This window comes from Pseudomonas sp. 20P_3.2_Bac5 (genome assembly GCF_025466035.1).
In the GTDB taxonomy this organism is placed as follows: Bacteria; Pseudomonadota; Gammaproteobacteria; order Pseudomonadales; family Pseudomonadaceae; genus Aquipseudomonas.
Genome location: NZ_JANLOA010000082.1, coordinates 133156 through 158786, shown reverse-complemented (window position 1 = coordinate 158786; position 25631 = coordinate 133156). Strand labels below are relative to the sequence as shown.

Here is a 25631-nt window from a genome sequence, read left to right as displayed (position 1 = left end):
GTGTAGATGCGTAGATACCCATGCAACGATGCCGCCCTGAACATCACCGCGCCATGACCGCCTTGAACAGCTCCGATTCCAGCCAGCCCTGCAACCACGCGCGCAAGCGCGGGTAGGGCGCCTCGGCGAACCACTGCGGTTCGACCCCGGCGAACTGGCGGATAAACGGCAGCAAGGCGGCGTCCGCCAGGCTCGGGTGGTCTGCCAGCAGGTAAGGTCGCTCGCTCAAGCGCTGTTCCAGATCCGCAAGAATCACTTCCGCCTGCCGCCGATAGTGCTCCCGGGATTGCTCCGGGTAGCGCTCGGCGTATTTGTAGTGGTTCAGGTGCACCTTGAACTCGCTGTCATTGCGGACGATCAACTGTTCGATCGCCGCTGATGGACCGTCCTTGAGCAGCCAGTCCTGTGGATCGTTCTGCGCCAGGGCCCAGCGCATGATGTCCAGGCTTTCTTCCAGTACCCGCCCGTCGACGCTGAGCACCGGCACGGTGCCTTTGGGCGACAGCGCCAGCATTTCGGCGGGCTTGGCTTTCAGGCTGACTTCCTCGACGCGCACCGCCACCCCGGCGTAGCGCAGCGCCAGTCGCGCGCGCATGGCGTAGGGGCAGCGGCGGAACGAGTAAAGGATCATCCGTCCACCTCCAGGGTGCTCAGGCCGTTGCCCTGGCGGCGGACCTGGATCTGCACGCCGATCCGCTCATGCATTTCCTGCACATGGGAAATCACCCCGACCTTGCGGCCCTGGGCCTGCAAGCCGTCGAGGGCGTCCATGGCCAGTTGCAGGGATTCCGGGTCGAGGCTGCCGAAGCCTTCGTCGATGAACAGCGATTCGATGCGCAAGGTGCTGGAGGCCATGGACGCCAGGCCCAGCGCCAGGGCCAGCGAAACCAGGAAGGTCTCGCCGCCGGACAGCGAGTGCACCGAGCGCAGTTCGTCGCCCATCTCGGTATCCTGCACCAGCAGGCCGAGCTGGCTGCCGCCGCGCTTGAGGCGGTAGCGCCGGACCAGTTGGCGCAATTGCTGGTTGGCGTGGTGCACCAGCAGGTCGAGGTTGTAGCCCTGGGCGATCTTGCGGAAGGTGTCGCCGCTGGCCGAACCGATCAGCTCGCTCAGCCGCGCCCAGCGCTGCCATTCCCCGCGGGCCTGGGCGATGCGTTCGGCGAGAGCCTGGCTGGCCTGCTGACGGCGCTGGTCTTCGGCCTGCTGCGCGCGAAGTTCGGCGCAGTGGTGTTCGTGCTGGTCCAGTTGCTGCTGGCTACTTTGCAGTGCCAGTTCCAGCGCTTGCGGCAGTTGTTCGGTCAGGTTCAGCGCCTGATGCTGTTGCAGGCGCTCGTCACGTTCCTGCACCCGCACGCCGGCCTGTTCGATGGCTTTTTCCGCGATTTGCAGGCGCTGGCGCAGGCTGGCGACCTGTTCGTCGTCCATGCCGAGCAGGGCGTCCAGGCCTTGTTCGTCCAGCTCCGGGTGCGCCTCGCGCCATTGCGCGATGGCGGCGTCCAGTTGCTGCTTTTCCTGCTCCAGATGAGTGTGCTGCTCTTCGCGGGCCTTGAGTTCGCTGGCGATGGCCGCGGCCTGGGTGCGGGCCTCCTGCAAGTGCTGGTTGACCCCGGCTTCGGCGTTGCGCGCCTGCTCCACGGCCTGTTCCAGATGACGCTGCCAGCCTTCGGCATCGGCATGTTCGCCAATCAGCGCGGTCAGGGCGTCGCGGGCCTGTTGTTGCAGGGCCTCGCTGGCGACGAGCTGCTGTTGCAGCTTGTCCTGTTCCTGCTGACGGGCCTGTTGCTTGAGTTCAAGGGCTTCGCGCTGCTTGAGGCGCTCGTTCAGTTCCTGCTGTTCGTCTTTCTGTTGGTCGAGCAGTTGCTGGCGGGTGTTCAGTTGCTGGTCGAGGGTCAGGAAGGTTTCCGCTGGCTTGTCCCGCAGCGCGGCGAAGATATCCGCCGGCAGCAGCGGTTCGAAGTGGGCCAGTTCCTGTTGCAGGCGCTGTTCGTCGGCGTGCAGGGCGTCTTGTTGCTGGTTCAGTTGCTGGGTGGCCTGCTGACTGGCGTCGTTGGCGGCCTGAAGCTGTTGCTGCAGGCGGGCGGCGTCCTGTTGCAGGGTCAGCAGGGCGTTCTGGCGCTGTTCGTCGCGGGCGATGTCGTCGTTCAGTCGGCGCAGTTGCAGGTCGAGCCACTGGCTGCGGGAGGCGCTGTTCTGTTCCGCCAGTTGCGGGTAGAGCGGCTGGGCTTCGAGTTCCGGGGCCAGGGCCTGGAGCTGGGTGTTCAGTTGCTCCTGCTGGTGCAGGTACTCCTTGAGCTGGCCGTTGACGCCGCCGAGCTGGGAGCGCAATTCGTCCAGCTTCTGGGTGAGTTCGGTGACCGCCTTCTGGGCGTTGGCCTCTTCGCTTTCGTCGTGGCGGGCGAGGTTTTCCAGCAGCGCTTCCGGCTGATGGTAGGGGTGTTCCAGGCTGCCGCAGACCGGGCAGGGTTGCTCGTCCTGCAACTGCGTGCGCAGTTCTTCAACGCTGGCGTTGCGAGCCAGGCGCTGGCGCTCCAGCAACTGGCGGGTGAGGGTCAGCGCTTGCTGCGCGGCTTCCAGTTCCTGCTTGCCCTGCAAGCCGGCGGCGATCAGTTGCGCGCGCTCTTGCTGGGCGCCGGACTGGCGTTCGCGCAGGGCCAGCAGGCGCTGCTCGACGTCCTGCTGACGACCCCACAGCCGCGCCAGTTCCTCGAAGCCGCGTTGCAGCTTGCGGTTGTCCTGCAGCAGGGTGCCGAGCAGGCCGATCTGTTCGGCCAGGGCCTGTGGTTCGGCGCCGGCTTCCTGGAACAGCACGGCCAGTTCGGCGCGCAATTCCTCGCACTGACGGGCGCGGGTTTCGGCGGTCTGGCGCAGGGTCGGCAGTTCTTCGCGGCCCTTGCCCAGGCGGTTGGCGGTGAGCATCACCTGTTGCAACTGGCTGCGGTAGGCGTTCCAGGCGCTGCCCAGGCTTGCCAGCGCGGCGCTTTGTTCAAGCTGGCCGGCAATGCTGGCGAGGGTCTGCTCGTGGCGTTGCTGGTGTTCGATCAGGCTCGCCAGTTGGCTGCGGCCTTCTTCGCACGCTTGCTGCGCTTGCAGCGTCAGGGCGCGGTCGCGGGTCAGCTCCTGCTCCAGGCGGGCGAGGTTGTGCTGGGTGTCGAAGGCCTGGCGCAGGCGCGGTGCGCTGTCGGTCTGTTCGCCGAGGGCGCGGGTGAGGGCTTCGCGGGCGCCGTTCAGGTCCTGTTCCAGTTGCTGCTGGCGATTGCCCAGTTCGGTCTGTTGCCGGCGCTGCTGTTCCAGCGCGCTGGCCAACGGCGTGAGCTGGTTGAGCAACTCCTGGCGTCGGGCGAACTGATGACGCTGCGGCGCGAGCTGTTCAAGGCGGCTCAGGTTCAGCCGTTCGCCGGCCAGGTGTTCCCACGCCTGGCGGGCGTTGCTCAGGTCGGCAGCCGCCGCGCTTTGCTGCGCCTGCAAGGCGTGCAGCTCGTTGAGCCAGGTGCGTTGCTGTTCGAGCTGGCGCAGTTGCGCCTGTTCGGCCTTGAGTTGCTGTTGGGCTTCGCCGAGGCGTTCATCGAGGGCCGTGCGCTCTTCCGCGTTCATCGGCAGTACGCCGCTGGCTTCAAGCTCCAGGGCTTTGTAGCTGTCGGCCGCGTCCTTGGCCTTGATAAAGGCGCGCCGCCCCAACTGGCTGTAGATCGCCGTGTTGGTGAGCTTTTCCAGCAGCTCACTGCGCTCCTTGTCGTCGGCCTTGAGGAAGGCACTGAACTCGCTCTGCGCCAGCATCACCGCACGGGTGAACTGGGCGAAGTTGAGCCCCAGGCGGGACTCGATCAGTTGTTCGTACTCGCGCTTGCTCTGGTTGCTCAGCAGTTGCTGGCTGTCCAGGTCGTGCAGGCTCTGGCGGCTGCCTTGCAGTTTGCCGGTGGCCTTGTCACGGGCACGGTTGGTTTCCCAGCGGGCACGGTAGCGGCGGCCGTCGATGCCGACGAAGTCCACCTCGGCGAAACCGCTGCCGGTGCCGCGGCGCAGCAGGGTGCGCGGGTCGTTGGTGAGGATTTCGCCGTCGACGTCGGGGACCTTGGTTTCCCTGCCGATATTGTCCAGCCGCGGCACCGAGCCGAACAGCGCCAGGCACAGGGCGTCGAGCAGGGTGCTCTTGCCGGCGCCGGTGGGCCCTGTGATGGCGAACAGGCCGGCGCTGGCCAGGGGTTCGGCGGTGAAGTCGATTTCGAACGGACCGGCCAGCGAGGCGAGGTTTTTCAGGCGAATGGCAAGAATCTTCATGGCTGCTCCTCCTCTTGCTGAACGTCCTGCAAAAGCAGGGCGAAGTCGGCCAGGGTCTGTTCATCGGCGGCGTTGCCATAGGCCTGTTCCCAGGCGCGGGCGAACAGGTCTTCGGGCTTGAGCTGGCCCAGTTCCACCAGACGGGTGTCGTCGTCGCCGTCGGCTCCGGCGCGACCTGCATATTCGGCGGCGATGCGGATCAGGCGCACGGCCTTGCCTTGCAGTGCGGTTTCGATCTGCTGGCGCAGGTCCGCTTGCGGCTCGTCCAGTTGCACCCGCACTTCCAGCCACGGCTGGCGTTGCGGGTCGTCCAGCAGATCGACCGTCGGCAGTTCGTTCAGTTGCGTCAGAAGCTCCGCCAGCGGCGCCGGACCGAGCCGCTGCAAGGCCACTGCGCGGGGCACGTGACGGCTTTCGACGCTGAGCAACTTGTTGCCCTTGAACTCGATTTCGAGGATCTGGTGCGGGTATTTGATTTCCGAGAACGACAGCGGCAGCGGCGACCCGCAGTAGCGGATGCGCTCCTCGCCGTTGACCTTTTGCGGCTTGTGCAGGTGGCCGAGGGCGACGTAGCCGATCTCGGCGCCGAACAGACTGGCCGGCAGGGCTTCGGCGTTGCCGATGATCAGGCTGCGCTCGGAGTCTTCCGAAATCGATCCGCCGGCCATGTGCGCGTGGCTGATGGCGATCAGCGGCTGCTTCGGGTCGCGGCGTTCGAGGGCGGCGGCAATGAGCTTTTCATGGACCTGGCCAATCCCGCGCAGGTAGTCCTCGCCCAGGTGCGGGCCGGTGACTTCTGCTGGTCGCAGGAACGGCAGCGCCAGGCACCAGGCCAGGACCTTGCCCTTGGCGTTGGTCAGCGGCACCAGCAAACGTTCGCTGTCGAGCTGGCCTTCGTCCAGCCACTGCACCCGGCCTACCGCGTGGGTGCGCAGGCGGCGCATCAGGGCTGCGGGGAGTTCGATGCGCGAGCCGGAATCGTGGTTGCCGGCGATCATCACGATGGTCAGCCCCGGCTGTTGCTCGTGGGCCTTGACGATGAAGTCGTAGAGCCGTTCCTGCGCCTTGACCGGCGGGTTGACGGTGTCGAAGACATCGCCGGCGATCAGCAGGGCATCGGGCTCGCGCAGCTTCAGTTGGCCCAGCAGCCAGTCGAGAAAGCAGGCATGTTCGAAATCGCGCTCCTGGCCGTGCAGGGTTTGTCCCAGATGCCAGTCGGAAGTGTGAAACAGACGCATTGGTAATCCTGTGACGGGAGCCGGCTAAAAGCCGGATATGGTACCCGAATGTGGGATGGGTCCGGTGATTGGGTCAGGGTTTTGGGTGATGTTTGAAGGGCCTCATCGCCGCATAGGCGACGCTCGATCTGGAGAGCGCTGCAGATTCCCTACTTCGGATACAACGGCGGCAACCCGCCATTCTCGCCCTGCGCCGGCTGCGCCTGTTCCGCCGTGGGAATGGTGCTGATCGCCCGCCACAGTTCATCGCCTTGCCAGTACTGTCCCGCCTCGCTGTACAGCGCGCTGTTGAGACCGTCGAGGGCATCGGACAGCGGCACGAAGCGCGCCGCCATGTCCGCCAGGGTCTGCGGTTGTTGCCGGGCCCAGGCGTCGAGGGCCTGGCGGGTGGCGTGGGAGTCGTTGGCCTGGCAGGCGCGCTTGAGGTCGTCGAGCAGGGTGCGCGGGCTCGGCCCGGTCTGCGCAGCACGCAGCACCGCCGGCTGCGAACGGGCACGCCACCACAGGGCGAAACCGGCCAACGTGGTCAGCGCCAACACCAACGTGCTCAGTTGCCACGGCCACAGCGGCTGGCCGTCGCTTGCCGGTGTCGCGCTCGGGGTTTCCGCGCTCAGCGCCGGGTTGTCCTGCACGTTGAGGCTGCGCGCGGGCAGGCTGCTGCGCTCCAGATGGTTTTCGCGGGTGTTCCACCAGACCAGTTCCAGGCTGGGCAACTCCAGTGCGCCGCTGTGAGTCGGCACCAGGGCCTCGCGTTCTTCGCGGCTGCCGATCAGGCCGCGTTCGTCGATCTGGTTGCGCAGTTGTGGCTGGTCCGGGTAGCGCCGCAGCCCCGGCACTTCGGTGCCGGGCAGGGGCGTCAATTGGGTGCTGGAGAGTCCTTCGGCCTTGATCGTGATGGTTCGGGTCAGCGAATCACCAATCTGCGTCGGCCCCTGGCTCGGGTCCGGGCTCCAGTGTTCTTCCAGGGTCAGGCTGCGCGCCGGCAACCAGGCCAGGCCCGCCGGGTAGTCGGCGGGGATCGGGCGCACCTGCAACGGCAACTCGCGCGAGCTGACCCGCACCTGGCTGTTGCCGGGGTTGCCTGGGTTGTCGCTGTCGCTGCCGGCACTGGTGGCGCTGAAGGTCAGGGTCGGCACCGTGACTTCGCCGCTGCGCTGCGGGTAGAGCGCGTAGCGCATCTCGATGACGCCGTGGCGGATACCGTTGATCAGTTTTTCGTAGGTGCGCGACTCGCCCAGCGGTTCGATCTTCACCCCGTCGATCTGCAACGGGCTGAGGCTGCTGTCGTCGTACAGCGACACCGAGTGGTAGATGCGCAGGGTCAGTACCGCCTGGGCCTGCACGTAGATGTCGTTCTGGTCGAGGCTGGCTTCGATGAACACCGGGGCGAGGATCGTCGCCGGGCTGTCCTGCGCGGCCTCGACCTGCAATTCGATGGCTTCGCTGTGCAACTCGCCCAGGTGCAGCGGGGGGATTTGCAGGGTGCCGGCCCGCCGTGGCATCAGCGTGACCACCCAGCGGGTGGTGGCCTCGTTCTGCCCGTCGAGGGTGTTGAGGCTGTTGAGCTGGCGGGTGCCGCGGACTTCGAAGTCGGCCTGCAGGGGCGTCAGGTCCGGCTTGCCGAATTGGGTCACGTCCTGGATTTCCAGGGTCAGTTCCAGGGTCTCGGCGGTGCTCAGCCGGGCGCGGTCGACGCTGGCATGGAGCTCCGCGGCCTGAACCAGCGGGCCGAAAAGAAGACAGAACACGAAGGCGCAGACGCGGCTCATCGATGGGTTTCCTGATGTTGTTGCTGTTCGTACCAGAATTTGCGCCGCAGCAGTTGCGCCGGGTTGTCCGGGATCTGCCGCAGCCATTGTTCCAGCGCCTGGCGCTGTTCGACGTCGAGGTTGCTGCCGGTAGGGCGCTGCGGCGGCTGGGTCACGGATTCGTCGTCATCGCCGCTGCTGTTCTGCTGAGTCTGGCTTTCGCCGGGTTCCTGGTGTTCTTCCGGTTCGTCGCCGGGTTGTCCGGTTTCGCTCTGGTTGCTGTTTTGCTGGCTGTTCTCGTTGCTGTCGCCGGGCATCTGCTGGCCGGACTGTTGCGTGTCTTCCGGCTCGGGTTCCTTTTGCTCCGGTGGCTGTTCCTGCTGGCGTTGTTGCAGCAGTTGTTCCACCAGGGCCTTGTTGGTCAGCGCCGGTTGCAGATCGGGCTGACGCTCCAGCGCTTCTTCGTAGGCATCCACCGCGGCTTCCAGCTCGCCGCCGCGGGCCAGGGCGTTGCCACGGTTGTAGTGGCCGCTGGCGCTGTCGTCGAGGGCGAACTGGCGGGCGGCGCCGGCGTAGTCACCGGCTTCGTAGAGGGCCCAGCCTTTCCATTGCGGGTCTTTGAAGTGCTTCGCGGCTTCGGCCGGACGCTTTTTTTCCAGCAGGTGCTGGCCCTGCTGATCGGGGCGGCGCCACAGCTCACTGAATTCGAAGGCGTGGGCCGGCTGCGGCAGGCACAGCAACAGCGGCAGGCAGAACAGCCAGCCGCGCCGCCCGGCGCAGGCGGCCAGCAGCAACAGGGGCAGCAGCAACCAGTAACCCTGGTCGGCCCAGTTGTCGAGCTGCACGGTCTGGCCGTCGCTGCTCAGGGCCCGGGGTTTGTCGAACAGGCCCAGGCCGCGCAGGTCGAGGTCGTCGATGCGCGCATGCCGGTAGCGGCCGCCGAGGTCGTTGATGAAGGGCTTGAGGCTGGCGCTGTCCAGTCGCGGCAGCAGGATCGCACCGTCGGCGTCCTTGATGAATTCGCCGCTGGCCTGTTTCACCGGTGCGCCTTCGGCGCTGCCCACGCCCAGCATCAGCAGGGCCGGGCCGTTGCGCCCGAGCGCCTGGGCGATGCCCTGGCGTTCTTCTTCACTGAGAGACGAGGCGATCAGCAGCACCCGGCCCTGGCCGAGGGCGCCCTGGGCCAGCAGTGCCAGGCCCTTGCGCAGCGCCAGGTCGGCGCGTTGTCCGGGTTGCGGCATGATGCCCGGTTCCAGCGCTTCGAGCAGGTTGCGGCTGGTGCCCAGGTCATCCGACAGCGGCACCAGCGTGTGCGCGCTACCGGCATAGACGACGATGGCGGTCTGGCTGTCGCTGCGGTGTTTCAGCAGGTCGAGGACTTTCCGCCGCGCCTGTTCAAGGCGTGAGGGTGGGCTGTCTTCAGCGAGCATCGACGGGGTCAGTTCCAGCAGGATCACCAGCGGGTCGGCGGGGCGCTGGCGGGTTTCTTCCAGGCGCTGCCAACTCGGCCCGAGCAGGGCCAGCACGCCCAGCAACCAGGCCAGGCCGAGGGCGATCCACGGCAGTTTGCTGTCGTGGCCGCTGCCGCCGCCGAGCAGTACGCCGTGGAAGGCCGGCGGCAGGATCATCTGCCAGCGGCCGGCGCGTTTCTGCCGGTGCCAGAGTTTCCACAGCAGCCAGCCGAGCACGGGCAATAACAGCAGCCAGAGTGGGCGTAGCCAGTAGGGCCAGAGGTCGATCATCGGCGCCTCCGCAGGCGCAGGCGTTTCAGCCGTTCGCGCCATTCCGGGTGCGGCTGGAGAAAGTCCGGGCGACGCAACAGGCGTTGCAGCAGCTTTTGCACCAGATGGTCGGGCCAGCGTTCGCGCAGCACCAACGCCAGGCTGAGCAGCAATGCCGCCGCCAGTGGCCAGGCATACAGCGCTTCGGCGGTGCGCGCCTGGGTTGGTTGTTGTTCCACCGGTTCCAGCAGGTCGAGGGTTTCGCCGATGGTCTTGAGTTCGGCGCCATCGCGGGCGCGGAAGTATTCGCCATGGGTGATCTGGGCGATTTCCCGCAGCGAGGCTTCGTCCAGGTCCAGGCTGGGGTTGAGCCCGAGTTGGCCAGCGGTGCCGTTTTCTTCGGCGCTGGCGCCGATGCCGATGGTGTAGATGCGGATGCTTTCCTGGGCCGCCAGCCGCGCCGCGGTTAGCGGGTGGATCTGCCCGCCGTTGTTGGCGCCGTCGGTGACCAGGATCAGCACGCGGCTGTCGGTCGGGCGCATCCGCAGGCGTTTCACGGCCAGGCCGATGGCGTCGCCGAGGGCGGTGTTCTTGCCGGCGATGCCGATCTGCGCCTCGTCGAGGAAGCTGCGCACGGTACGTCGGTCGAACGTCAGCGGCGCCTGCAGGTAGGCCTGGCTGCCGAACAGGATCAGCCCGACGCGGTCGCCTTCGCGTTGTTCGAGAAAGTCACCGAGCAGTTGTTTGACCAGCACCAGGCGGCTGACGTCTTCGCCTTCCCAGCTCATGTCGGGGAAGTCCATGGAGCCAGAGACATCCACCGCCACCAGCAAATCGCGTCCGCTGGCGGCCACCGGCAGCGGCTCGCCCAGCCATTGCGGGCGGGCGGCGGCCAGCAACAGCAGCAGCCAGATCAGCACGAACGGCGCCTGCTGACGCCAGGTCGGCAGGTTCAGCCGCGCGCGGCGCCCGGCCAGGCCTTCCAGCTCGTCGAGGAAGCTGACTTTGAGCACCGGCTCGCCGCTGTCCGCGGCCGGCAGCACCAGGCGTGCCAGCCAGGGCAGCGGGAGCAGGGCGAAGACCCAGGGCCAGGCCAGTTCAAACATGCTTGCGAATCCAGGTTTCGACGGACTGGTTGAGCCCGGCGATGGCTTTGTCGTCCAGCCGGCATTCGGGCTTGTAGGCGCCTTCCACCAGCACCATCCAGCGCGTCAGCCCGGCGGCCGGGCAACGGTTGTCGAGAAATGCCAGCCACTGCCGGCCATTGAGGGTGTGGCTGTGGCTTTCCGGGTAGTGGTTGCGGCACAGGCGCTTGAGCAGCGCGTTGATCTGCTGCAGCCAGGCGCCGGCCGGCGCGCCGTCGTAGGGTTTGGGCAACTGCGCCAGTTCGGCCAGGGCGGCGACGCGGATCGGGTCCAGCGGTTGCTCGGCGCGTGGCAACGGCGCTTTGCGCGGTCGCCAGTGGCGCAGCCGCCAGAGGCCCCAGCCCAGCAACGGCAGGATCAGCAGCAGCGCCCACCAGCCGGGGGCGGGGGGCCAGGCGCTGATCGGCTCGGGGGCGATCAGCGGTTGCAGTTGCGCCAGAGGGTTCATCGCGGCTTGCCGGCGCGTTGGGGGTCGAGGTATTCGCGCAATTGCTCGATCATTTCGCTCTGGGTGCTCAAGGGCATCAACACCACCCGCAGTTTCTGCGCGAGCAGTTCCCAGCGCGCGATCCGCGCTTCGCTCAGTTGACGGTAGCTCTGGCGCAGGTTGGTATCGAGGGTGTCCAACTCCAGTTGCGCGCCGCGCTGGGCGAAGCGCAGCAGGCCGGCGGCGGGCAGGGCGTGGTCGAGCGGGTCGGAGAGCGGCAGCAGGAGCAGGTCGCAATGCCGCGACAGCAGGCCCAGTTGCTGTTCGACGCTGGGGTTCAGCGCCCGCTCGTCGCAAATGATGATGGCCAGGCTGCCGGGACGCAGCACCTCGCGGGCGCGGCGCAGCGCGGTGCCAAGGTTGTCGCCTTGGGTCACGGCTTCGGTGTGCAGCGACTGATTGACCCGGGCCAGGCGGTTGAGCAGTTGCAGCAGGCTCTGCTTGCTGCGTCGCGGTTTGATTTCGTAGTGCTCGTTGTCGCCGAACACCAGGCCGCCGATCCGGTCGTTGTGGCCCAGCGCGGCCCAGCCGAACAGCGCCGCAGCCTGGGCGGCGAGCACCGACTTGAACATCAGGCCCGAGCTGAAGAACAGCCGCCGGCTTTGTTCGACGAGGATGAAGATCGGCCGCTCGCGCTCTTCGTGGAACAGCTTGGTGTGCGGCTCCTGGGTGCGGGCGGTGACGCGCCAGTCGATGTTGCGCACGTCGTCGCCGGCCTGGTAGACCCGTACCTGGTCGAAGTCCACACCGCGCCCGCGCAGGCGCGAGTGGTGCAGGCCGACGAGCGGGCTGCGCTGGCCGGGGGCGGAGAACAGGCGCACTTCACGCACCCGGTGACGCATCTCGATCAGCTCGGCGAGGCTGATGCGGATGCCGGGCGCGTTCAACAGTTGGCTGGGCATGGGGTCAGGCGACAGCGACGACGTCGAGGACGCGCTGGATCACCCGGTCCTGGTCGATACCGGCGGCCTCGGCTTCGAAAGAAAGAATGACGCGGTGGCGCAGCACGTCGAACAGCACCGCCTGGATATCTTCCGGGCTGACGAAGTCGCGCCCGGCCAGCCAGGCGTGGGCCCGGGCGCAGCGGTCAAGGGCGATCGAGCCGCGCGGGCTGGCGCCGTAGGCGATCCAGTCACCCAGCTCGGCGTCGTACTTGGCGCCGTTGCGGGTGGCCATGACCAGTTGCACCAGGTACTCCTCCACCGCGTCGGCCATGTACAGGCCGAGGATTTCCTTGCGGGCGGCGAAGATCGCCTGCTGGGTGACCCGGCGTTCCGGCTTGGTTTCGCCGTTGAGGGCTTCGCCGCGGGCTTGCGACAGAATGCGTCGCTCCACCGAGGCGTCCGGGAAGCCGATCTTCACGTGCATCAGGAAACGGTCGAGCTGGGCTTCGGGCAGCGGGTAGGTGCCTTCCTGCTCGATCGGGTTTTGCGTGGCCATCACCAGGAACAGCGGCGACAGCTCGTAGGTGCTGCGGCCGACGCTGACCTGGCGCTCGGCCATGGCTTCGAGCAGCGCCGATTGCACCTTGGCCGGGGCCCGGTTGATTTCGTCGGCGAGCACCAGGTTGTGGAAGATCGGCCCCTGCTGGAACACGAAGCTGCCGGTCTCCGGCCGATAGATTTCGGTGCCGGTGATGTCGGCGGGGAGCAGGTCGGGGGTGAACTGGATGCGATGGAACTGCGCCTCGATCCCGTCGGCCAGTTGCTTGATGGCCTTGGTCTTGGCAAGGCCCGGTGCGCCTTCGACCAGCATGTGGCCGTCGGCCAGGAGCACGATCAGCAGGCGTTCAACCAGTTTTTCCTGGCCAAGGATCTGGGTTGAAAGAAAGGTGCGCAGCGCGACCAGCGCTTCACGGTGTTCCATCGTCGACGGTTCCTGGAATGACGCGCGGGGCCGGCGAACGGCCCCGGGCAGGGGTTGATACTTTAATCCATCCGTGGGGTCGCCGACTAACGGTGCCGGGGGAAATTCTTCGGGGGGAGATCGCGGCAAGGGGCCGGGCGCGCTGCCCGGCCCTGTTGCACTCAGCGCTCGCTGACGAAGGTGCCGGTGCCGTCGAGGATCACGCGCAGGGCCTGTTCGATTTCATCCGCGTCGATGCTGGCGCTCTCCAGGCGGATTTCCAGCACATCGTCTTCGAACAGGTCGGTAGACCCGGCCGCCAGCTCGACCAGCAGGCGGGTGTCGCTGAGTGTCACCTTCAGGTCGCGGACGGTGGCGCCTTCTTCGTCGAGCATGAGGTCCACTCTGTCTTCGTGCGGGTAGCGGCTGATGATGAACAACTGGTTCTTGTCGCTTTGGCAGCCGACGGTGGCCAGGTTGTCTTCTTCATCATCGCAAGGGTTGGCGAAGGCCAGTTGGGCGGTCAGTTGCATGGGCGGCTCGATAAAGGAATTGAAACGCGAGTGTGCCAGTGTTCGCCCACGGGATAAATCTTCCGTTGCTCCTCGTTGTCCGAATATGTCGCAGCGCCGCAAGCAGGGCCGGGTGGGCTGTCGTTAAGCTGCGTTGTCGATGGACACCCGTAAAGACGCAGCCGGCTTCAGTGGCAGTGGTTTTTGCAGATGTCCATCCCGGTGTGACCAGTCGGTCATCCCGGCACCCGCTCTTTCGGATTTCCTCTGCGCTTTGCCCGTCATTGGCTATGGTTGATGCGGGATAAAGCGGACACGCGCGACGCTTCACCCAATAACAAAGCCCAAGCGGAGTACCACAGATGGCGTTCTTCACCGCAGCCAGCAAAGCCGACTTCCAGCATCAACTGAAAGCGGCCCTGGCCCAGCACATCAGCGAGCAGGCACTGCCACAAGTGGCGCTGTTCGCCGAGCAGTTCTTCGGCATCATCTCTCTGGACGAACTGACCCAGCGGCGCCTGTCCGACCTGGTCGGTTGCACCCTCTCTGCCTGGCGCATGATCGAGCGCTTCGATCACAGCCAACCTCAGGTCAACGTCTACAACCCCGATTACGAGCGTCATGGCTGGCAGTCGACCCACACCGCCGTGGAAGTCCTGCACCATGACCTGCCGTTCCTGGTCGACTCGGTGCGTACCGAGCTGAACCGTCGCGGCTACAGCATCCACACCCTGCAGACCACGGTGCTGAGCACGCGTCGTGGGGCCAAGGGCGAACTGCTGGAAATCCTGCCCAAGGGCACCCACGGCGAGGACGTGCTGCAAGAATCGCTGATGTACCTGGAGATCGACCGCTGCGCCAACAACACCGAACTCGGCGTGCTGACCCATGAGTTGACCCAGGTGCTGGCCGAAGTGCGCGTCGCCGTGGCCGACTTCGAGCCGATGAAGGCCAAGGTCCGCGACTTGCTGGCGCTGGTGGAGCAGACCCCGTATGCCCCGGCGCAAACCGAGAAATCCGAGATCCAGAGCTTCCTGGAATGGCTGGTGGGCAACCACTTCACCTTCCTCGGCTATGAAGAATTCGTGGTCAACGGCGATGCCCAGGGCGGCCAACTGGTCTACGACGAGCAGTCGTTCCTCGGCCTGACCCGCCTGCTGCGCGCCGGCCTGACCACCGAAGACCTGCGTATCGAAGACTACGCGGTCAACTACCTGAACGAACCGCTGCTGCTGTCCTTCGCCAAGGCCGCTCACCCGAGCCGCGTGCACCGTCCGGCTTACCCGGATTACGTGTCGATCCGCCAGCTCGACGCCGACGGCAAGGTCATCAAGGAATGCCGCTTCATGGGCCTGTACACCTCGTCGGTGTATGGCGAGAGCGTCCACCAGATTCCGTACATTCGCGGCAAGGTCGCCGAAGTCGAGCGCCGTTCGGGCTTCGACGCCAAGGCGCACCTGGGCAAGGAACTGGCCCAGGTCCTCGAAGTGCTGCCGCGCGACGACCTGTTCCAGACCCCGGTGGACGAGCTGTTCAGCACCGTCATGTCCATCGTGCAGATCCAGGAGCGCAACAAGATCCGCGTGTTCCTGCGCAAAGACCCGTACGGTCGCTTCTGCTACTGCCTGGCCTACGTTCCGCGTGACATCTACTCCACCGAAGTGCGGCAGAAGATCCAGCAGGTCCTGATGGAGCGCCTGAAGGCCAGCGACTGCGAGTTCTGGACCTTCTTCTCCGAATCGGTGCTGGCGCGGGTGCAACTGATCCTGCGGGTCGATCCGAAGAACCGCATCGATATCGACGCCAAACAACTGGAAAACGAAGTGATCCAGGCCTGCCGTTCGTGGCAGGACGACTACGCCGCGCTGACCGTCGAGAACTTCGGCGAAGCCCAGGGCACCAACGTCCTGGCGGACTTCCCGAAAGGCTTCCCGGCCGGCTACCGCGAGCGCTTTGCCGCGCACTCGGCGGTGGTGGACATGCAGCACCTGCTCAACCTGTCCGAGGGCAAGCCGCTGGTGATGAGCTTCTACCAGCCGCTGACCCAGACCGGTAAACAGCTGCTGCACTGCAAGCTGTACCACGCCGATACCCCGCTGGCCCTGTCCGACGTGCTGCCGATCCTGGAAAACCTCGGCCTGCGCGTGCTGGGCGAGTTCCCGTATCGCTTGCGCCACAGCAATGGCCGCGAGTTCTGGATTCATGACTTCGCCTTCACCACTGCCGAAGGCGTCGAGCTGGATATCCAGCAACTCAACGACACCCTGCAGGACGCCTTCGTCCACATCGTCAACGGCGATGCGGAAAACGACGCCTTCAACCGCCTGGTGCTGACCGCCGGCCTGCCGTGGCGCGACGTCGCGCTGCTTCGTGCCTACGCCCGCTACCTCAAGCAGATCCGCCTGGGCTTCGACCTCGGCTACATCGCCAGCACCCTGAACAACCACACCGATATCGCTCGCGAGCTGACCCGCCTGTTCAAGACCCGCTTCTACCTGGCGCGCAAGCTCACCGTCGAAGACCTCGAAGACAAGCAGCAGCGTCTGGAACAGGCGATTCTCACGGCACTGGACGACGTCCAGGTGCTCAACGAAGACCGTATCCTGCGGCGCTACCTGGACCTGATCAAGGCGACCCTGCGCACCAACTTCTATCAGCCGGACGCCAACGGTCAGAACAAGTCCTACTTCAGCTTCAAGTTCAACCCCAAGCTCATCCCCGAACTGCCAAAACCGGTGCCGCGCTTCGAGATCTTCGTCTACTCGCCGCGGGTTGAAGGCGTGCACCTGCGCTTCGGCAACGTCGCGCGGGGCGGCCTGCGCTGGTCGGACCGCGAGGAAGACTACCGCACCGAAGTGCTGGGCCTGGTAAAAGCCCAGCAGGTGAAGAACTCGGTGATCGTGCCGGTGGGCGCCAAGGGCGGCTTCCTGCCGCGTCGCCTGCCGCTGGGCGGCAGCCGTGATGACATCGCCGCTGAAGGTATCGCCTGCTACCGCATCTTCATCTCCGGTCTGCTGGACATCACCGACAACCTCAAGGACGGCGGCGTAGTACCACCGGCCAACGTGGTGCGGCATGACGAAGACGATCCCTACCTGGTGGTAGCGGCCGACAAAGGCACCGCGACCTTCTCCGACATCGCCAACGGCATCGCCATCGACTACGGCTTCTGGCTCGGCGACGCCTTCGCCTCGGGCGGCTCGGCCGGCTACGACCACAAGAAAATGGGCATCACCGCCCGTGGCGCCTGGGTCGGCGTGCAGCGCCACTTCCGCGAACGCGGCATCAACGTGCAAAAAGACAGCATCACCGTGGTCGGCGTCGGCGACATGGCCGGCGACGTGTTCGGCAACGGCTTGCTGATGTCCGAGACCCTGCAACTGGTGGCAGCCTTCAACCACCTGCACATCTTCATCGACCCGAATCCGGACCCGGCCACCAGCTTCGCCGAGCGCAAGCGCCTGTTCGACCTGCCGCGTTCGGCCTGGAGCGACTACGACACCAGCATCATGTCCGAGGGTGGCGGCATCTTCACGCGCAGCGCGAAGAGCATCGCCATCACCCCGCAGATGAAGGAACGCTTCGCCATCGAAGCCGACAAGCTGACCCCGACCGAGCTGCTCAACGCACTGCTCAAAGCGCCGGTGGACCTGCTGTGGAACGGCGGTATCGGCACTTACGTCAAGTCCAGCAGCGAAAGCCACGCCGATGTCGGCGACAAGGCCAACGACGCGCTGCGGGTCAACGGTAACGAGCTGCGCTGCAAGGTAGTGGGCGAGGGCGGCAACCTGGGCATGACCCAGCTTGGCCGGGTCGAGTTCGGCCTGAATGGCGGCGCCACCAACACCGACTTCATCGACAACGCCGGTGGCGTGGACTGCTCCGACCACGAGGTCAACATCAAGATCCTGCTCAACGAAGTGGTGCAGGCCGGCGACATGACCGAGAAACAGCGCAACCAGTTGCTCGGCAGCATGACCGACGAAGTGGCCGCGCTGGTGTTGGGCAACAACTACAAACAGACCCAGGCCCTGTCCCTGGCCGCGCGCCGGGCCAGAGAGCGCATCGCCGAGTACAAGCGCCTGATGGCCGACCTGGAAAGCCGCGGCAAACTGGACCGGGCGATCGAGTTCCTGCCGTCGGAAGAGCAACTGGCCGAACGCCTGGCGGCCAACCAGGGCCTGAGCCGTGCCGAACTGTCGGTGCTGATCTCCTACAGCAAGATCGACCTCAAGGAAGCCCTGCTCAAGTCGCTGGTGCCGGATGACGACTACCTGACCCGCGACATGGAGACCGCATTCCCGCCGTCGCTGGTGCACAAGTTCGCCGACGCCATGCGTCGCCACCGCCTGAAGCGCGAGATCGTCAGCACCCAGATCGCCAACGACCTGGTCAACAACATGGGCATCACCTTCGTCCAGCGCCTGAAAGAGTCCACCGGCATGAGCCCGGCGAACGTGGCCGGGGCTTATGTAATCGTGCGTGACATCTTCCACCTGCCGCACTGGTTCCGTCAGATCGAAGCGCTGGATTACCAGGTGCCGGCGGAAGTCCAGCTGACCCTGATGGACGAACTGATGCGCCTGGGCCGCCGCGCGACCCGCTGGTTCCTGCGCAGCCGCCGCAACGAGCAGGACGCCGGGCGTGACGTCGCGCACTTCGGTCCACAGATCGCCGCGCTGGGCCTGAAACTCGACGAACTGCTCGAAGGCCCGACCCGCGACCGCTGGCAGACCCGCTACCAGAGCTTCGTCGAAGCCGGCGTGCCGGAATTGCTGGCCCGCATGGTCGCCGGCACCACGCACCTGTACACCTTGCTGCCGATCATCGAGGCGTCGGACGTCACCGGCCACGATCCGGCGCAGGTGGCCAAGGCGTTCTTCGCCGTGGGCAGCGCGCTGGAGCTGACCTGGTACCTGCAGGAAATCAGCAACCTGCCGGTGGAAAACAACTGGCAGGCCCTGGCCCGCGAAGCGTTCCGCGACGATATCGACCTGCAACAGCGCGCGATCACCATTTCCGTGCTGCAAATGGCCGATGCCCCGGACGACATGGACGCCCGCGTGGCGCTGTGGATGGAGCAGCACCGGGTGATGGTGGAGCGCTGGCGCGCGATGCTGGATGACCTGCGGGCGGCTACCGGGACGGATTACGCCATGTATGCGGTGGCGAACCGGGAGTTGGTGGATCTGGCGCTGAGCGGGCAGGCGGCGGTTTTGCCGTCTTGATCGCTTGATGTGAAATGAAGAGGCCCTGACAGTGATGTCAGGGCCTTTTTGTTTGGGGACGGTGTTGCATAGCGCTACAAAAACCTCCTCTCGGTCTGGCTTTCTTGTACGTCATTTCTTGATCATGTTTCGCGACCTTTTCCGCCGTTGCGTACCTGGGAAATGGTACCTAGGATTGGCCTGTCGCTTTACCACCTCGATCGGTTTTGGTCATCCGTACTGAGGCCGTGCATCAGTAGCCCTTCCTTTTTCGCAGAGATTTTCTCCTGATGATCAGTGTTGGTGCGGCTGTGCGGGGGCACTTTTGAACATGTCGGGTAGGGGGCTTGGTCGGCATATCAATCGCTGGAGGTTTCGCCAGCGTTGGTGGAGGCTCTGTTGGGCGGGCAGGTGCGGGATAGGGGGGGCGATAAGCCAAGGCAGTGATAGCGTGCTTCAGGTAGAATGCGCGCTGAAATCGGTGGGCTACGGCTGCAACCGTAGCCCACCAACCACATTCACCTAGATAGGAGGTGTACATGGCAACAGCGAGTTTCCCACGCCATTCGTTACAAGGCGAGCAAATCCCTCAGCTTCATTCAATCGAGCTTTTCGCCGGAGCTGGCGGCTTGGGTATGGGTTTTTCCGGGTGTGGTGTACAGCACGAGGCTGTTGTCGAGTGGAGTAAGCATGCTTGCGAAACCCTGCGTATCAACAAGCGCTACGGAGTAGAGCCGATTGCGCATTGGGCTGATGTAACTGAAGGGGATGTTCGGCACTTCGACTTTTCGGGGTTCGCTGGTTTGGACTTGATTACTGGTGGGCCTCCCTGCCAGCCATTCTCTATGGGTGGTAAACATCGAGGCTTCCTAGACGAGCGAGACATGTTCCCACAGGCCGTTCGGGCTATTCGTGAGGTTCAGCCCAAAGCTTTTGTGTTTGAGAATGTCAAAGGTCTGACCCGGGCTTCGTTCTACAATTACTTCAACTACATTCAGTTGCAGCTTGAGTACCCTGGCTTGGTGGCTCGTGCTGGTGAAGAGTGGCTTGAACATCTGAGCCGTCTGGAACAACACAAAACCGCTGGCGGGCAAAGTGAGTATCACGTCGTAGCACGCTTGGTTAACGCGGCCGATTATGGTGTGCCGCAAAAACGTGAGCGTGTTTTCTTTGTGGGATTCAGGGCGGATATTCATCGTCCATGGACCTTCCCGGCCAAGACTCACAGCAGCGATGCGTTGTTGAGGGATCAATGGGTGACAGGCGACTATTGGGAGCGGCACAAGGTTGCCAAGCGCTTCCGTCCTGAGTGTCCTATCACAAGTAGCAAGAAGATGGCTGCGCTCAGAGATTTGGGCGAAGGTACGCTCTTGCCATGGCAAACGGTGAGAGATGCGATTAGTGATTTGCCTGATCCTGAGCAACACCCTACGTTGCTGTACCAAGCTCACAAGTTCCAACCTGGTGCTAGAAGCTATCCGGGACATACCGGCAGCCCTTTGGACGAGCCGGCAAAGGCGCTCAAAGCTGGTGATCACGGTGTGCCTGGTGGTGAAAATATGCTCCGTCGAGTTGATGGAAGCATTAGGTACTTCACCGTTCGTGAATGCGCTCGCATACAAACATTCCCTGATGAATTTGTCTTCGAAGGTTCTTGGGGGGAGGTTATGCGCCAGCTAGGTAACGCTGTGCCCGTTCGCTTGGCGCAGCATGTTGCTGATGCAGTTTGTACACAATTAAGAAACGTTGGCTAAGGAATAAGAATGGCGAAGGACGCGACGGATTTTCAGGCACTGCTCGGGGAACTGTCTACGATCACTGACAAGCTATCGGAGACGAAGCCTGAGGGTAATGCGCGAAGCATTGCCAAAGCACGGCAGGTGTTGAGCGGATATGCCGAGCGCTTGACAGAGGTCGCAGCTGGCTTTGACCCAATCTTGCGTCCTTCGTCGATTTTTGATCCTTCAGACCCGCAAACAGCTGGTCGAATAGTCGCGCTGACGTTGATCTCTCAACCTATACATGAACTGTCGGCCATTCCAAACTTCTATGGCGCAGGGATTTATGCAATCTACTACAAAGGTGATTTTGCACCCTACGCTAAGCTTGTTGACTCAGATCATCCCATCTACGTTGGTAAAGCTGATCCTGAAAATGCGTCGGCAAAAAATGCGATTGCTCAGGGGACTAAGCTTGCAGGCCGATTGGCTGAGCATGCCAAGAGCATTAGGAAGGCTGAAACAACGTTGGCTATCGAGGACTTCAAGTGCCGTTTTTTGATCGTTCAGTCTGGTTTTCAGAAATCTGCTGAAGACTATTTGATTAACTTCTTTAAACCTATCTGGAACTCTGAGACAAAGATTTGTTTCGGCTTGGGTAAGCATGGTGACAGTTCCAAGACGCGGGATAACAAGCGATCTCCTTGGGATACCATGCATCCGGGGAGGGCTTGGGCAGATCAAAGTACGAAGGATCAAAAGACTCGTGATCAGATTATCGGTGAGATTGATCAGCATCTGGCATTGCACCCGCCTTACGTTGATATTCACCAGTTGTTTGATCGCTTCATGGAAGAAATGCGTCAATTGAACCGTGAGGAGTTCAAGGATGAGCGTGATGAGGTCTTTGTGATTGAAGAAGCTTCAGGGAACTATGAAGTTAATTCGTAATTTTTATCATGGCTCGTGCTAATAAGCTATTTTTCGACAGATGCGGTGACGGTGGCGCTTTGAGTTGAAGCGCGACGTGAAAATTTTTGCGCGAAAAGTTAGAAGCCGCCTGCAGGTGCGTTGATACCGTCGTGAACAGGGGGCTGTCTGGACTCATTTTTCTTTTCTCAGAGCTTGAACATGCTCCACGCTCAACCATGGGCGCTTTGAGTGGATTACCCGATGGCAGTTCGCGCAGAGAAGGGCGAGCTCGGCGAGTTTAGTTTTTTCGCCGGGCTTTAAGGTATGGACAGGCTTGGTGTGATGGACGTCGATGATATTGTCGCCAGCCGACCCGTACACTTGTGCGAAATCGAAGGCACAGGCTTCGCATTGCAGTCGTCCCTCCTTCTGTAATACATCTTTCTTTTTGGCATTGACTAGTGCGCGGCTGCGCTCTCTATAGCGGTGAAGGCGGGTCAATACTTTGCCTTCTTCCGCTTCCACAATGTCCGGCTCGTCGCTACCAGATAATGCTTTGGCCTCGGGAGATAGGCTTCCTACGGTACGGCTAATGGCTGCCACTGCGGCGGCGAGTCTGGCGGGGGCGTCGGCGAATTCATCCCATACTAGTTTCTCGTCTTTATTACCTCTGGCTAAACCCTTCTTACCATCCTTGATGTATTCAGGGTCCCAACGGCGAAAGTTGCCGAGCTTCATGTCGACACCGTTCGCATTACGGAAGCTGCCCCCTTTATTCAGGCCGAGCGTGTTGCCAATTTGTCCCAGTAGCTGAGACAAGGCTTGAACCTCGGGATGGTTTTTACTAGGGGGCGATCCACGATGTTTTAGGTAGAGGTCAAGTGCAAGAATCAGCTCGTCTCGGGTCCAAGCAGGATTGGATTGAGATTTCGGCTGATGCTCGCCTTTAGTGGGCAGGGCGTTTGCTTCCTTGGATACTGTTTTGATTGCCATGAGCGCAGACCTTTTTTCATTTATCGGCGTAGGAAATTTCCTATCGTCGCGAAAATTGGTAAACGATTCAATGCGGATAGTGGCTTGGTGCCATTCCTTCTGCGGGGAAGTGTTGGATTTCATGCGTAAAAAAGACGTCCATGGACGTCTTTTTTATGTTGATATTGCTATCAGTCGAAGTCTCGGTGATGTGTCTTCCAGTCCTTCGACGTTTCGGATTCTGGCACTGCGCGGCGATCAACGCTTTGCCCGCGAATTATGATGGTGAATTCATCATTGAAATCGTTGGCAAGCCAGTTCCCACAGGCGCGGCGCTTTGTCGCGCAATGTTCTCTAAGTGGCAGTGCAGCCTGGACGAGCAGGGCGGTTGGTTGCACTGATGCGGCGGTTTACTTAAACCGCCTTTCCACCCCCTTCTCCACCAAAATCTTCGCCGAAATCTCCTCCACCGAAAAATGCGTGGAATTGATATTCGGAATATTCTCCCGCCGGAACAGATTCTCCACTTCCCTTACCTCAAACTCGCACTGCGCAAAGCTCGCATACCGGCTATTCGGCTTCCGCTCATGCCGAATCGCAGTCAACCGATCCGGATCAATCGTCAACCCAAACAGCTTGTGCTGATGATTCTTCAGCGCCGTCGGCAGTTGCAGGCGCTCCATATCATCTTCGGTCAGCGGGTAGTTCGCCGCGCGAATACCGAATTGCATGGCCATGTACAGACACGTCGGGGTCTTGCCGCAACGCGAGACGCCAACCAGGATCAGGTCGGCCTTGTCGTAGTAGTGGGTGCGAGCGCCGTCGTCGTTGTCGAGGGCGAAGTTGACCGCTTCGATGCGCTCCATGTAGTTGGAGTTGCCGCCGATCGAGTGGGATTTGCCCACCGAGTACGACGAATGGGCGGTCAACTCCTGCTCCAGCGGGGCCAGGAAGGTCGAGAAGATGTCGATCATGAAGCCGTTCGAGGTGGCCAGGATTTCGCGGATGTCCTGGTTGACGATGGTGTCGAAGATGATCGGGCGCATGCCGTCACGCTCAGCGGCGGCGTTGATTTGCTGTACCATGACGCGCGCTTTTTCCACGCTATCGATGTAGGGTCGCGTGAATTTATTGAACGGAATGTTCTCGAACTGCGCCAGAAGACTTTGCCCGAGGGTCTCCGCAGTGATGCCGGTGCCGTCGGAAATGAAGAAAGCAGATCGTTTCATTTGCGCCATGGGCCTTAAGCTGGTGACGAATCTTGGATATGATAGGTTCGGTTTGCCGAACGAGATCGTCGGCATTCTCACTTATTTTCCAGGTCCAGGCCACAAGCGCCCGGTCGATCCCACAGGGGTACGCCGGCGTCCTGAGCTTTTCCAACACAGTTAGTGGAGAGATCACCTTGGTAGAGTACGTAGTTTCCCTCGATAAGCTCGGCGTCCATGATGTGGAGCACGTGGGGGGCAAGAACGCATCCCTCGGCGAGATGATCAGTAACCTCGCGGGTGCCGGTGTATCGGTCCCCGGCGGCTTTGCCACTACGTCTCAGGCGTACCGTGATTTCCTCGAACAGAGCGGTTTGAACGATCAGATCCACGCCGCGCTCGACGCGCTGGACGTGGATGACGTCAACGCCCTGGCCAAGACCGGTGCGCAGATTCGTCAGTGGGTCATGGATGCCGAGTTCCCGGCGCGTCTCGACGCTGAAATCCGCACCGCCTTCGCCGAAATGGCCCAGGGCAACGACAACATGGCCGTTGCCGTGCGTTCGTCGGCCACCGCCGAAGACCTGCCGGACGCTTCGTTCGCCGGCCAGCAAGAAACCTTCCTGAACATCCGCGGCGTGGACAACGTGATCCGCGCGGCCAAGGAAGTGTTCGCTTCCCTCTTCAACGACCGTGCCATTTCCTACCGCGTGCACCAGGGCTTCGACCACAAGCTGGTCGCCCTGTCCGCCGGCGTGCAGCGCATGGTCCGTTCGGAAACCGGAACGGCGGGCGTGATGTTCACCCTCGACACCGAATCGGGCTTCCGTGACGTGGTCTTCATTACCGGCGCCTACGGCCTGGGTGAAACCGTGGTCCAGGGCGCGGTCAACCCGGACGAGTTCTACGTTCACAAGAACACCCTTGAAGCCGGTCGCCCGGCCATCCTGCGCCGCAACCTGGGCAGCAAGGCCATCAAGATGATCTACGGCGACGAAGCCAAGGCCGGTCGTTCGGTCAAGGTGGTCGACGTGGACCGCGCCGACCGCGCCCGTTTCTGCCTGAGCGATGCCGAAGTGGCCGAACTGGCCAAGCAGGCGATGATCATCGAGAAGCACTACCAGCGTCCGATGGACATCGAGTGGGCCAAAGACGGCGACGACGGCAAGCTGTACATCGTTCAGGCCCGTCCTGAAACCGTGAAGAGCCGCTCCAGCGCCAACGTCATGGAACGCTACCTGCTGAAGGAAAAGGGCACCGTTCTGGTTGAAGGCCGTGCCATTGGCCAGCGCATCGGCGCCGGCAAGGTTCGCGTGATCCACGACGTTTCCGAGATGGACAAGGTCCAGCCGGGCGACGTGCTGGTTTCCGACATGACCGACCCGGACTGGGAACCGGTCATGAAGCGCGCCAGCGCCATCGTCACCAACCGCGGTGGCCGTACCTGCCACGCGGCGATCATCGCCCGTGAGCTGGGTATCCCGGCCGTGGTCGGTTGCGGCAACGCCACCCAGGTTCTGAAAGACGGCCAGGGCGTCACCGTTTCCTGCGCCGAAGGCGACACCGGCTTCATCTTCGAAGGTGAACTAGGCTTCGACATCCGTCAGAACTCGGTCGACGCCATGCCTGATCTGCCGTTCAAGATCATGATGAACGTCGGTAACCCGGACCGCGCCTTCGACTTCGCCCAGTTGCCCAACGCCGGTGTCGGCCTGGCGCGCCTGGAGTTCATCATCAACCGCATGATCGGCGTGCACCCCAAGGCGCTGCTGAACTACACGGGCCTGCCGCAAGAGCTGAAAGAGAGCGTCGACAAGCGCATCGCCGGCTACAACGACCCGGTCGAGTTCTACGTCGAGAAGCTGGTCGAGGGCATCAGCACCCTGGCCGCAGCGTTCTGGCCGAAGAAGGTCATCGTTCGCCTGTCCGACTTCAAGTCCAACGAATACGCCAACCTGATCGGCGGCAAGCTGTACGAGCCGGAAGAAGAGAACCCGATGCTGGGCTTCCGCGGTGCCTCGCGTTACATCAGCGAGTCGTTCCGTGACTGCTTCGACCTGGAATGCCGTGCGCTCAAGCGTGTTCGCGATGTCATGGGCCTGACCAACGTCGAGATCATGGTGCCGTTCGTGCGTACCCTGGGCGAAGCCAGCCAGGTCGTCGACCTGCTCGCCGAGAAAGGCCTGGGCCGTGGTGTCAACGGTCTGCGCGTGATCATGATGTGCGAACTGCCGTCCAACGCCATCCTGGCCGAGGAGTTCCTCGAGTACTTCGATGGTTTCTCCATCGGTTCCAACGACCTGACCCAGCTCACCCTGGGCCTGGACCGTGACTCGGGCATCATCGCGCACCTGTTCGATGAGCGTAATCCGGCGGTCAAGAAGCTGCTGTCCAATGCCATCCAGGCCTGTAACAAGGCCGGCAAGTACATCGGCATCTGCGGTCAGGGCCCTTCGGACCACCCTGACCTGGCCAAATGGCTGATGGAGCAGGGCATCGAAAGCGTCTCGCTGAACCCGGACTCGGTACTGGAAACCTGGTTCTTCCTGGCTGAAGGTCAGAGCGCGAACTGATCGCGGGTACTGGAGCGGTCGTCTGCGCAAGTCCGGCAGCGACCGCTTCAACGGTTTCATCCAGGGCGGG

17 protein-coding genes are annotated in these 25631 nt (G+C 63.1%); 5 read left to right on the top strand and 12 right to left on the bottom strand.

Annotated elements, in window-relative coordinates; genetic code table 11:
• Positions 1 to 43 precede the first annotated feature (43 nt).
• From NTD88_RS15255 to NTD88_RS15210, 10 genes are all read right to left on the bottom strand, one after another.
• The gene (locus NTD88_RS15255; RefSeq protein ID WP_262154788.1) at positions 44 to 631 is read right to left on the bottom strand and encodes a glutathione S-transferase; all 588 of its coding nucleotides are present in this window, start codon (positions 629 to 631) and stop codon (positions 44 to 46) included.
• Positions 628 to 4275, bottom strand: coding sequence for an AAA family ATPase (locus NTD88_RS15250; RefSeq protein ID WP_262154787.1), 3648 nt, complete (start codon positions 4273 to 4275; stop codon positions 628 to 630). The genes NTD88_RS15255 and NTD88_RS15250 overlap by 4 nt, the downstream gene beginning before the upstream one ends.
• On the bottom strand, positions 4272 to 5513 hold the full coding sequence (locus NTD88_RS15245) for an exonuclease SbcCD subunit D C-terminal domain-containing protein (RefSeq protein ID WP_262154786.1): 1242 nt from the start codon (positions 5511 to 5513) through the stop codon (positions 4272 to 4274). The genes NTD88_RS15250 and NTD88_RS15245 overlap by 4 nt, the downstream gene beginning before the upstream one ends.
• Before the next feature lie 149 nt (positions 5514 to 5662).
• Positions 5663 to 7282, bottom strand: coding sequence for a BatD family protein (locus NTD88_RS15240; protein WP_095155687.1), 1620 nt, complete (start codon positions 7280 to 7282; stop codon positions 5663 to 5665).
• Entirely contained in the window at positions 7279 to 9003 is a 1725-nt protein-coding gene (locus tag NTD88_RS15235) for a VWA domain-containing protein (RefSeq protein ID WP_262154785.1), read from the bottom strand. Before NTD88_RS15235 ends, NTD88_RS15240 begins: the two co-directional genes overlap by 4 nt.
• On the bottom strand, positions 9000 to 10088 hold the full coding sequence (locus NTD88_RS15230; RefSeq protein ID WP_175653837.1) for a vWA domain-containing protein: 1089 nt from the start codon (positions 10086 to 10088) through the stop codon (positions 9000 to 9002). The genes NTD88_RS15235 and NTD88_RS15230 overlap by 4 nt, the downstream gene beginning before the upstream one ends.
• Complete coding sequence (locus NTD88_RS15225; RefSeq protein WP_095155690.1) at positions 10081 to 10575, bottom strand: DUF4381 domain-containing protein; 495 nt, start codon at positions 10573 to 10575, stop codon at positions 10081 to 10083. The genes NTD88_RS15230 and NTD88_RS15225 overlap by 8 nt, the downstream gene beginning before the upstream one ends.
• Positions 10572 to 11516, bottom strand: coding sequence for a DUF58 domain-containing protein (locus tag NTD88_RS15220; protein ID WP_262154784.1), 945 nt, complete (start codon positions 11514 to 11516; stop codon positions 10572 to 10574). The genes NTD88_RS15225 and NTD88_RS15220 overlap by 4 nt, the downstream gene beginning before the upstream one ends.
• 4 nt (positions 11517 to 11520) lie before the next feature.
• A complete protein-coding gene (locus tag NTD88_RS15215) occupies positions 11521 to 12480 on the bottom strand; it encodes an AAA family ATPase (protein WP_095155692.1) in 960 nt (319 codons plus the stop codon).
• Positions 12481 to 12641: 161 nt separating this feature from the next.
• On the bottom strand, positions 12642 to 12992 hold the full coding sequence (locus NTD88_RS15210; RefSeq protein WP_095155693.1) for a hypothetical protein: 351 nt from the start codon (positions 12990 to 12992) through the stop codon (positions 12642 to 12644).
• Between the two features lie 341 nt (positions 12993 to 13333).
• On the opposite strand from NTD88_RS15210, the gene NTD88_RS15205 reads away from it, so the two are divergent.
• From NTD88_RS15205 to NTD88_RS15195, 3 genes are all read left to right on the top strand, one after another.
• Positions 13334 to 18199, top strand: coding sequence for an NAD-glutamate dehydrogenase (locus tag NTD88_RS15205; RefSeq protein ID WP_262154782.1), 4866 nt, complete (start codon positions 13334 to 13336; stop codon positions 18197 to 18199).
• 518 nt (positions 18200 to 18717) lie between these two features.
• Positions 18718 to 19932 (top strand): DNA cytosine methyltransferase, encoded by a 1215-nt coding sequence (locus tag NTD88_RS15200; RefSeq protein ID WP_262154781.1) that lies wholly within the window; start codon positions 18718 to 18720, stop codon positions 19930 to 19932.
• Between the two features lie 9 nt (positions 19933 to 19941).
• Complete coding sequence (locus NTD88_RS15195) at positions 19942 to 20847, top strand: Eco29kI family restriction endonuclease (protein ID WP_262154780.1); 906 nt, start codon at positions 19942 to 19944, stop codon at positions 20845 to 20847.
• A 153-nt stretch (positions 20848 to 21000) separates the two neighbouring features.
• On the opposite strand, the gene NTD88_RS15190 is transcribed toward NTD88_RS15195, so the two are convergent.
• A complete protein-coding gene (locus NTD88_RS15190; protein ID WP_262154779.1) occupies positions 21001 to 21924 on the bottom strand; it encodes an HNH endonuclease in 924 nt (307 codons plus the stop codon).
• A 17-nt stretch (positions 21925 to 21941) separates the two neighbouring features.
• Between NTD88_RS15190 and NTD88_RS15185 the strand changes: the two genes are divergently transcribed.
• Positions 21942 to 22181, top strand: a complete 240-nt coding sequence (locus tag NTD88_RS15185) for a hypothetical protein (protein ID WP_262154778.1) — start codon at positions 21942 to 21944, stop codon at positions 22179 to 22181.
• A 9-nt stretch (positions 22182 to 22190) separates the two neighbouring features.
• On the opposite strand, the gene NTD88_RS15180 is transcribed toward NTD88_RS15185, so the two are convergent.
• On the bottom strand, positions 22191 to 23009 hold the full coding sequence (locus tag NTD88_RS15180; protein ID WP_095155729.1) for a pyruvate, water dikinase regulatory protein: 819 nt from the start codon (positions 23007 to 23009) through the stop codon (positions 22191 to 22193).
• A gap of 176 nt (positions 23010 to 23185) precedes the next feature.
• On the opposite strand from NTD88_RS15180, the gene ppsA reads away from it, so the two are divergent.
• Entirely contained in the window at positions 23186 to 25561 is a 2376-nt protein-coding gene (gene ppsA / locus NTD88_RS15175; protein ID WP_262154777.1) for a phosphoenolpyruvate synthase, read from the top strand.
• The last annotated feature ends 70 nt before the right edge of the window (positions 25562 to 25631 follow it).

Excerpts from the sequence above, each read along its gene's own strand:
- NTD88_RS15185 (WP_262154778.1), top strand. The coding sequence starts at position 21,942 with ATGGACGTCTTTTTTATGTTGATATTGCTATCAGTCGAAGTCTCGGTG.
- NTD88_RS15195 (WP_262154780.1), top strand. The coding sequence starts at position 19,942 with ATGGCGAAGGACGCGACGGATTTTCAGGCACTGCTCGGGGAACTGTCT.
- NTD88_RS15255 (WP_262154788.1), bottom strand. The coding sequence starts at position 631 with ATGATCCTTTACTCGTTCCGCCGCTGCCCCTACGCCATGCGCGCGCGA.
- NTD88_RS15245 (WP_262154786.1), bottom strand. The coding sequence starts at position 5,513 with ATGCGTCTGTTTCACACTTCCGACTGGCATCTGGGACAAACCCTGCAC.
- NTD88_RS15250 (WP_262154787.1), bottom strand. The coding sequence starts at position 4,275 with ATGAAGATTCTTGCCATTCGCCTGAAAAACCTCGCCTCGCTGGCCGGT.
- NTD88_RS15205 (WP_262154782.1), top strand. The coding sequence starts at position 13,334 with ATGGCGTTCTTCACCGCAGCCAGCAAAGCCGACTTCCAGCATCAACTG.
- NTD88_RS15215 (WP_095155692.1), bottom strand. The coding sequence starts at position 12,480 with ATGGAACACCGTGAAGCGCTGGTCGCGCTGCGCACCTTTCTTTCAACC.
- NTD88_RS15220 (WP_262154784.1), bottom strand. The coding sequence starts at position 11,516 with ATGCCCAGCCAACTGTTGAACGCGCCCGGCATCCGCATCAGCCTCGCC.
- NTD88_RS15235 (WP_262154785.1), bottom strand. The coding sequence starts at position 9,003 with ATGATCGACCTCTGGCCCTACTGGCTACGCCCACTCTGGCTGCTGTTA.
- NTD88_RS15200 (WP_262154781.1), top strand. The coding sequence starts at position 18,718 with ATGGCAACAGCGAGTTTCCCACGCCATTCGTTACAAGGCGAGCAAATC.
- NTD88_RS15240 (WP_095155687.1), bottom strand. The coding sequence starts at position 7,282 with ATGAGCCGCGTCTGCGCCTTCGTGTTCTGTCTTCTTTTCGGCCCGCTG.
- NTD88_RS15225 (WP_095155690.1), bottom strand. The coding sequence starts at position 10,575 with ATGAACCCTCTGGCGCAACTGCAACCGCTGATCGCCCCCGAGCCGATC.
- NTD88_RS15230 (WP_175653837.1), bottom strand. The coding sequence starts at position 10,088 with ATGTTTGAACTGGCCTGGCCCTGGGTCTTCGCCCTGCTCCCGCTGCCC.
- NTD88_RS15210 (WP_095155693.1), bottom strand. The coding sequence starts at position 12,992 with ATGCAACTGACCGCCCAACTGGCCTTCGCCAACCCTTGCGATGATGAA.
- NTD88_RS15180 (WP_095155729.1), bottom strand. The coding sequence starts at position 23,009 with ATGAAACGATCTGCTTTCTTCATTTCCGACGGCACCGGCATCACTGCG.
- NTD88_RS15190 (WP_262154779.1), bottom strand. The coding sequence starts at position 21,924 with ATGAAATCCAACACTTCCCCGCAGAAGGAATGGCACCAAGCCACTATC.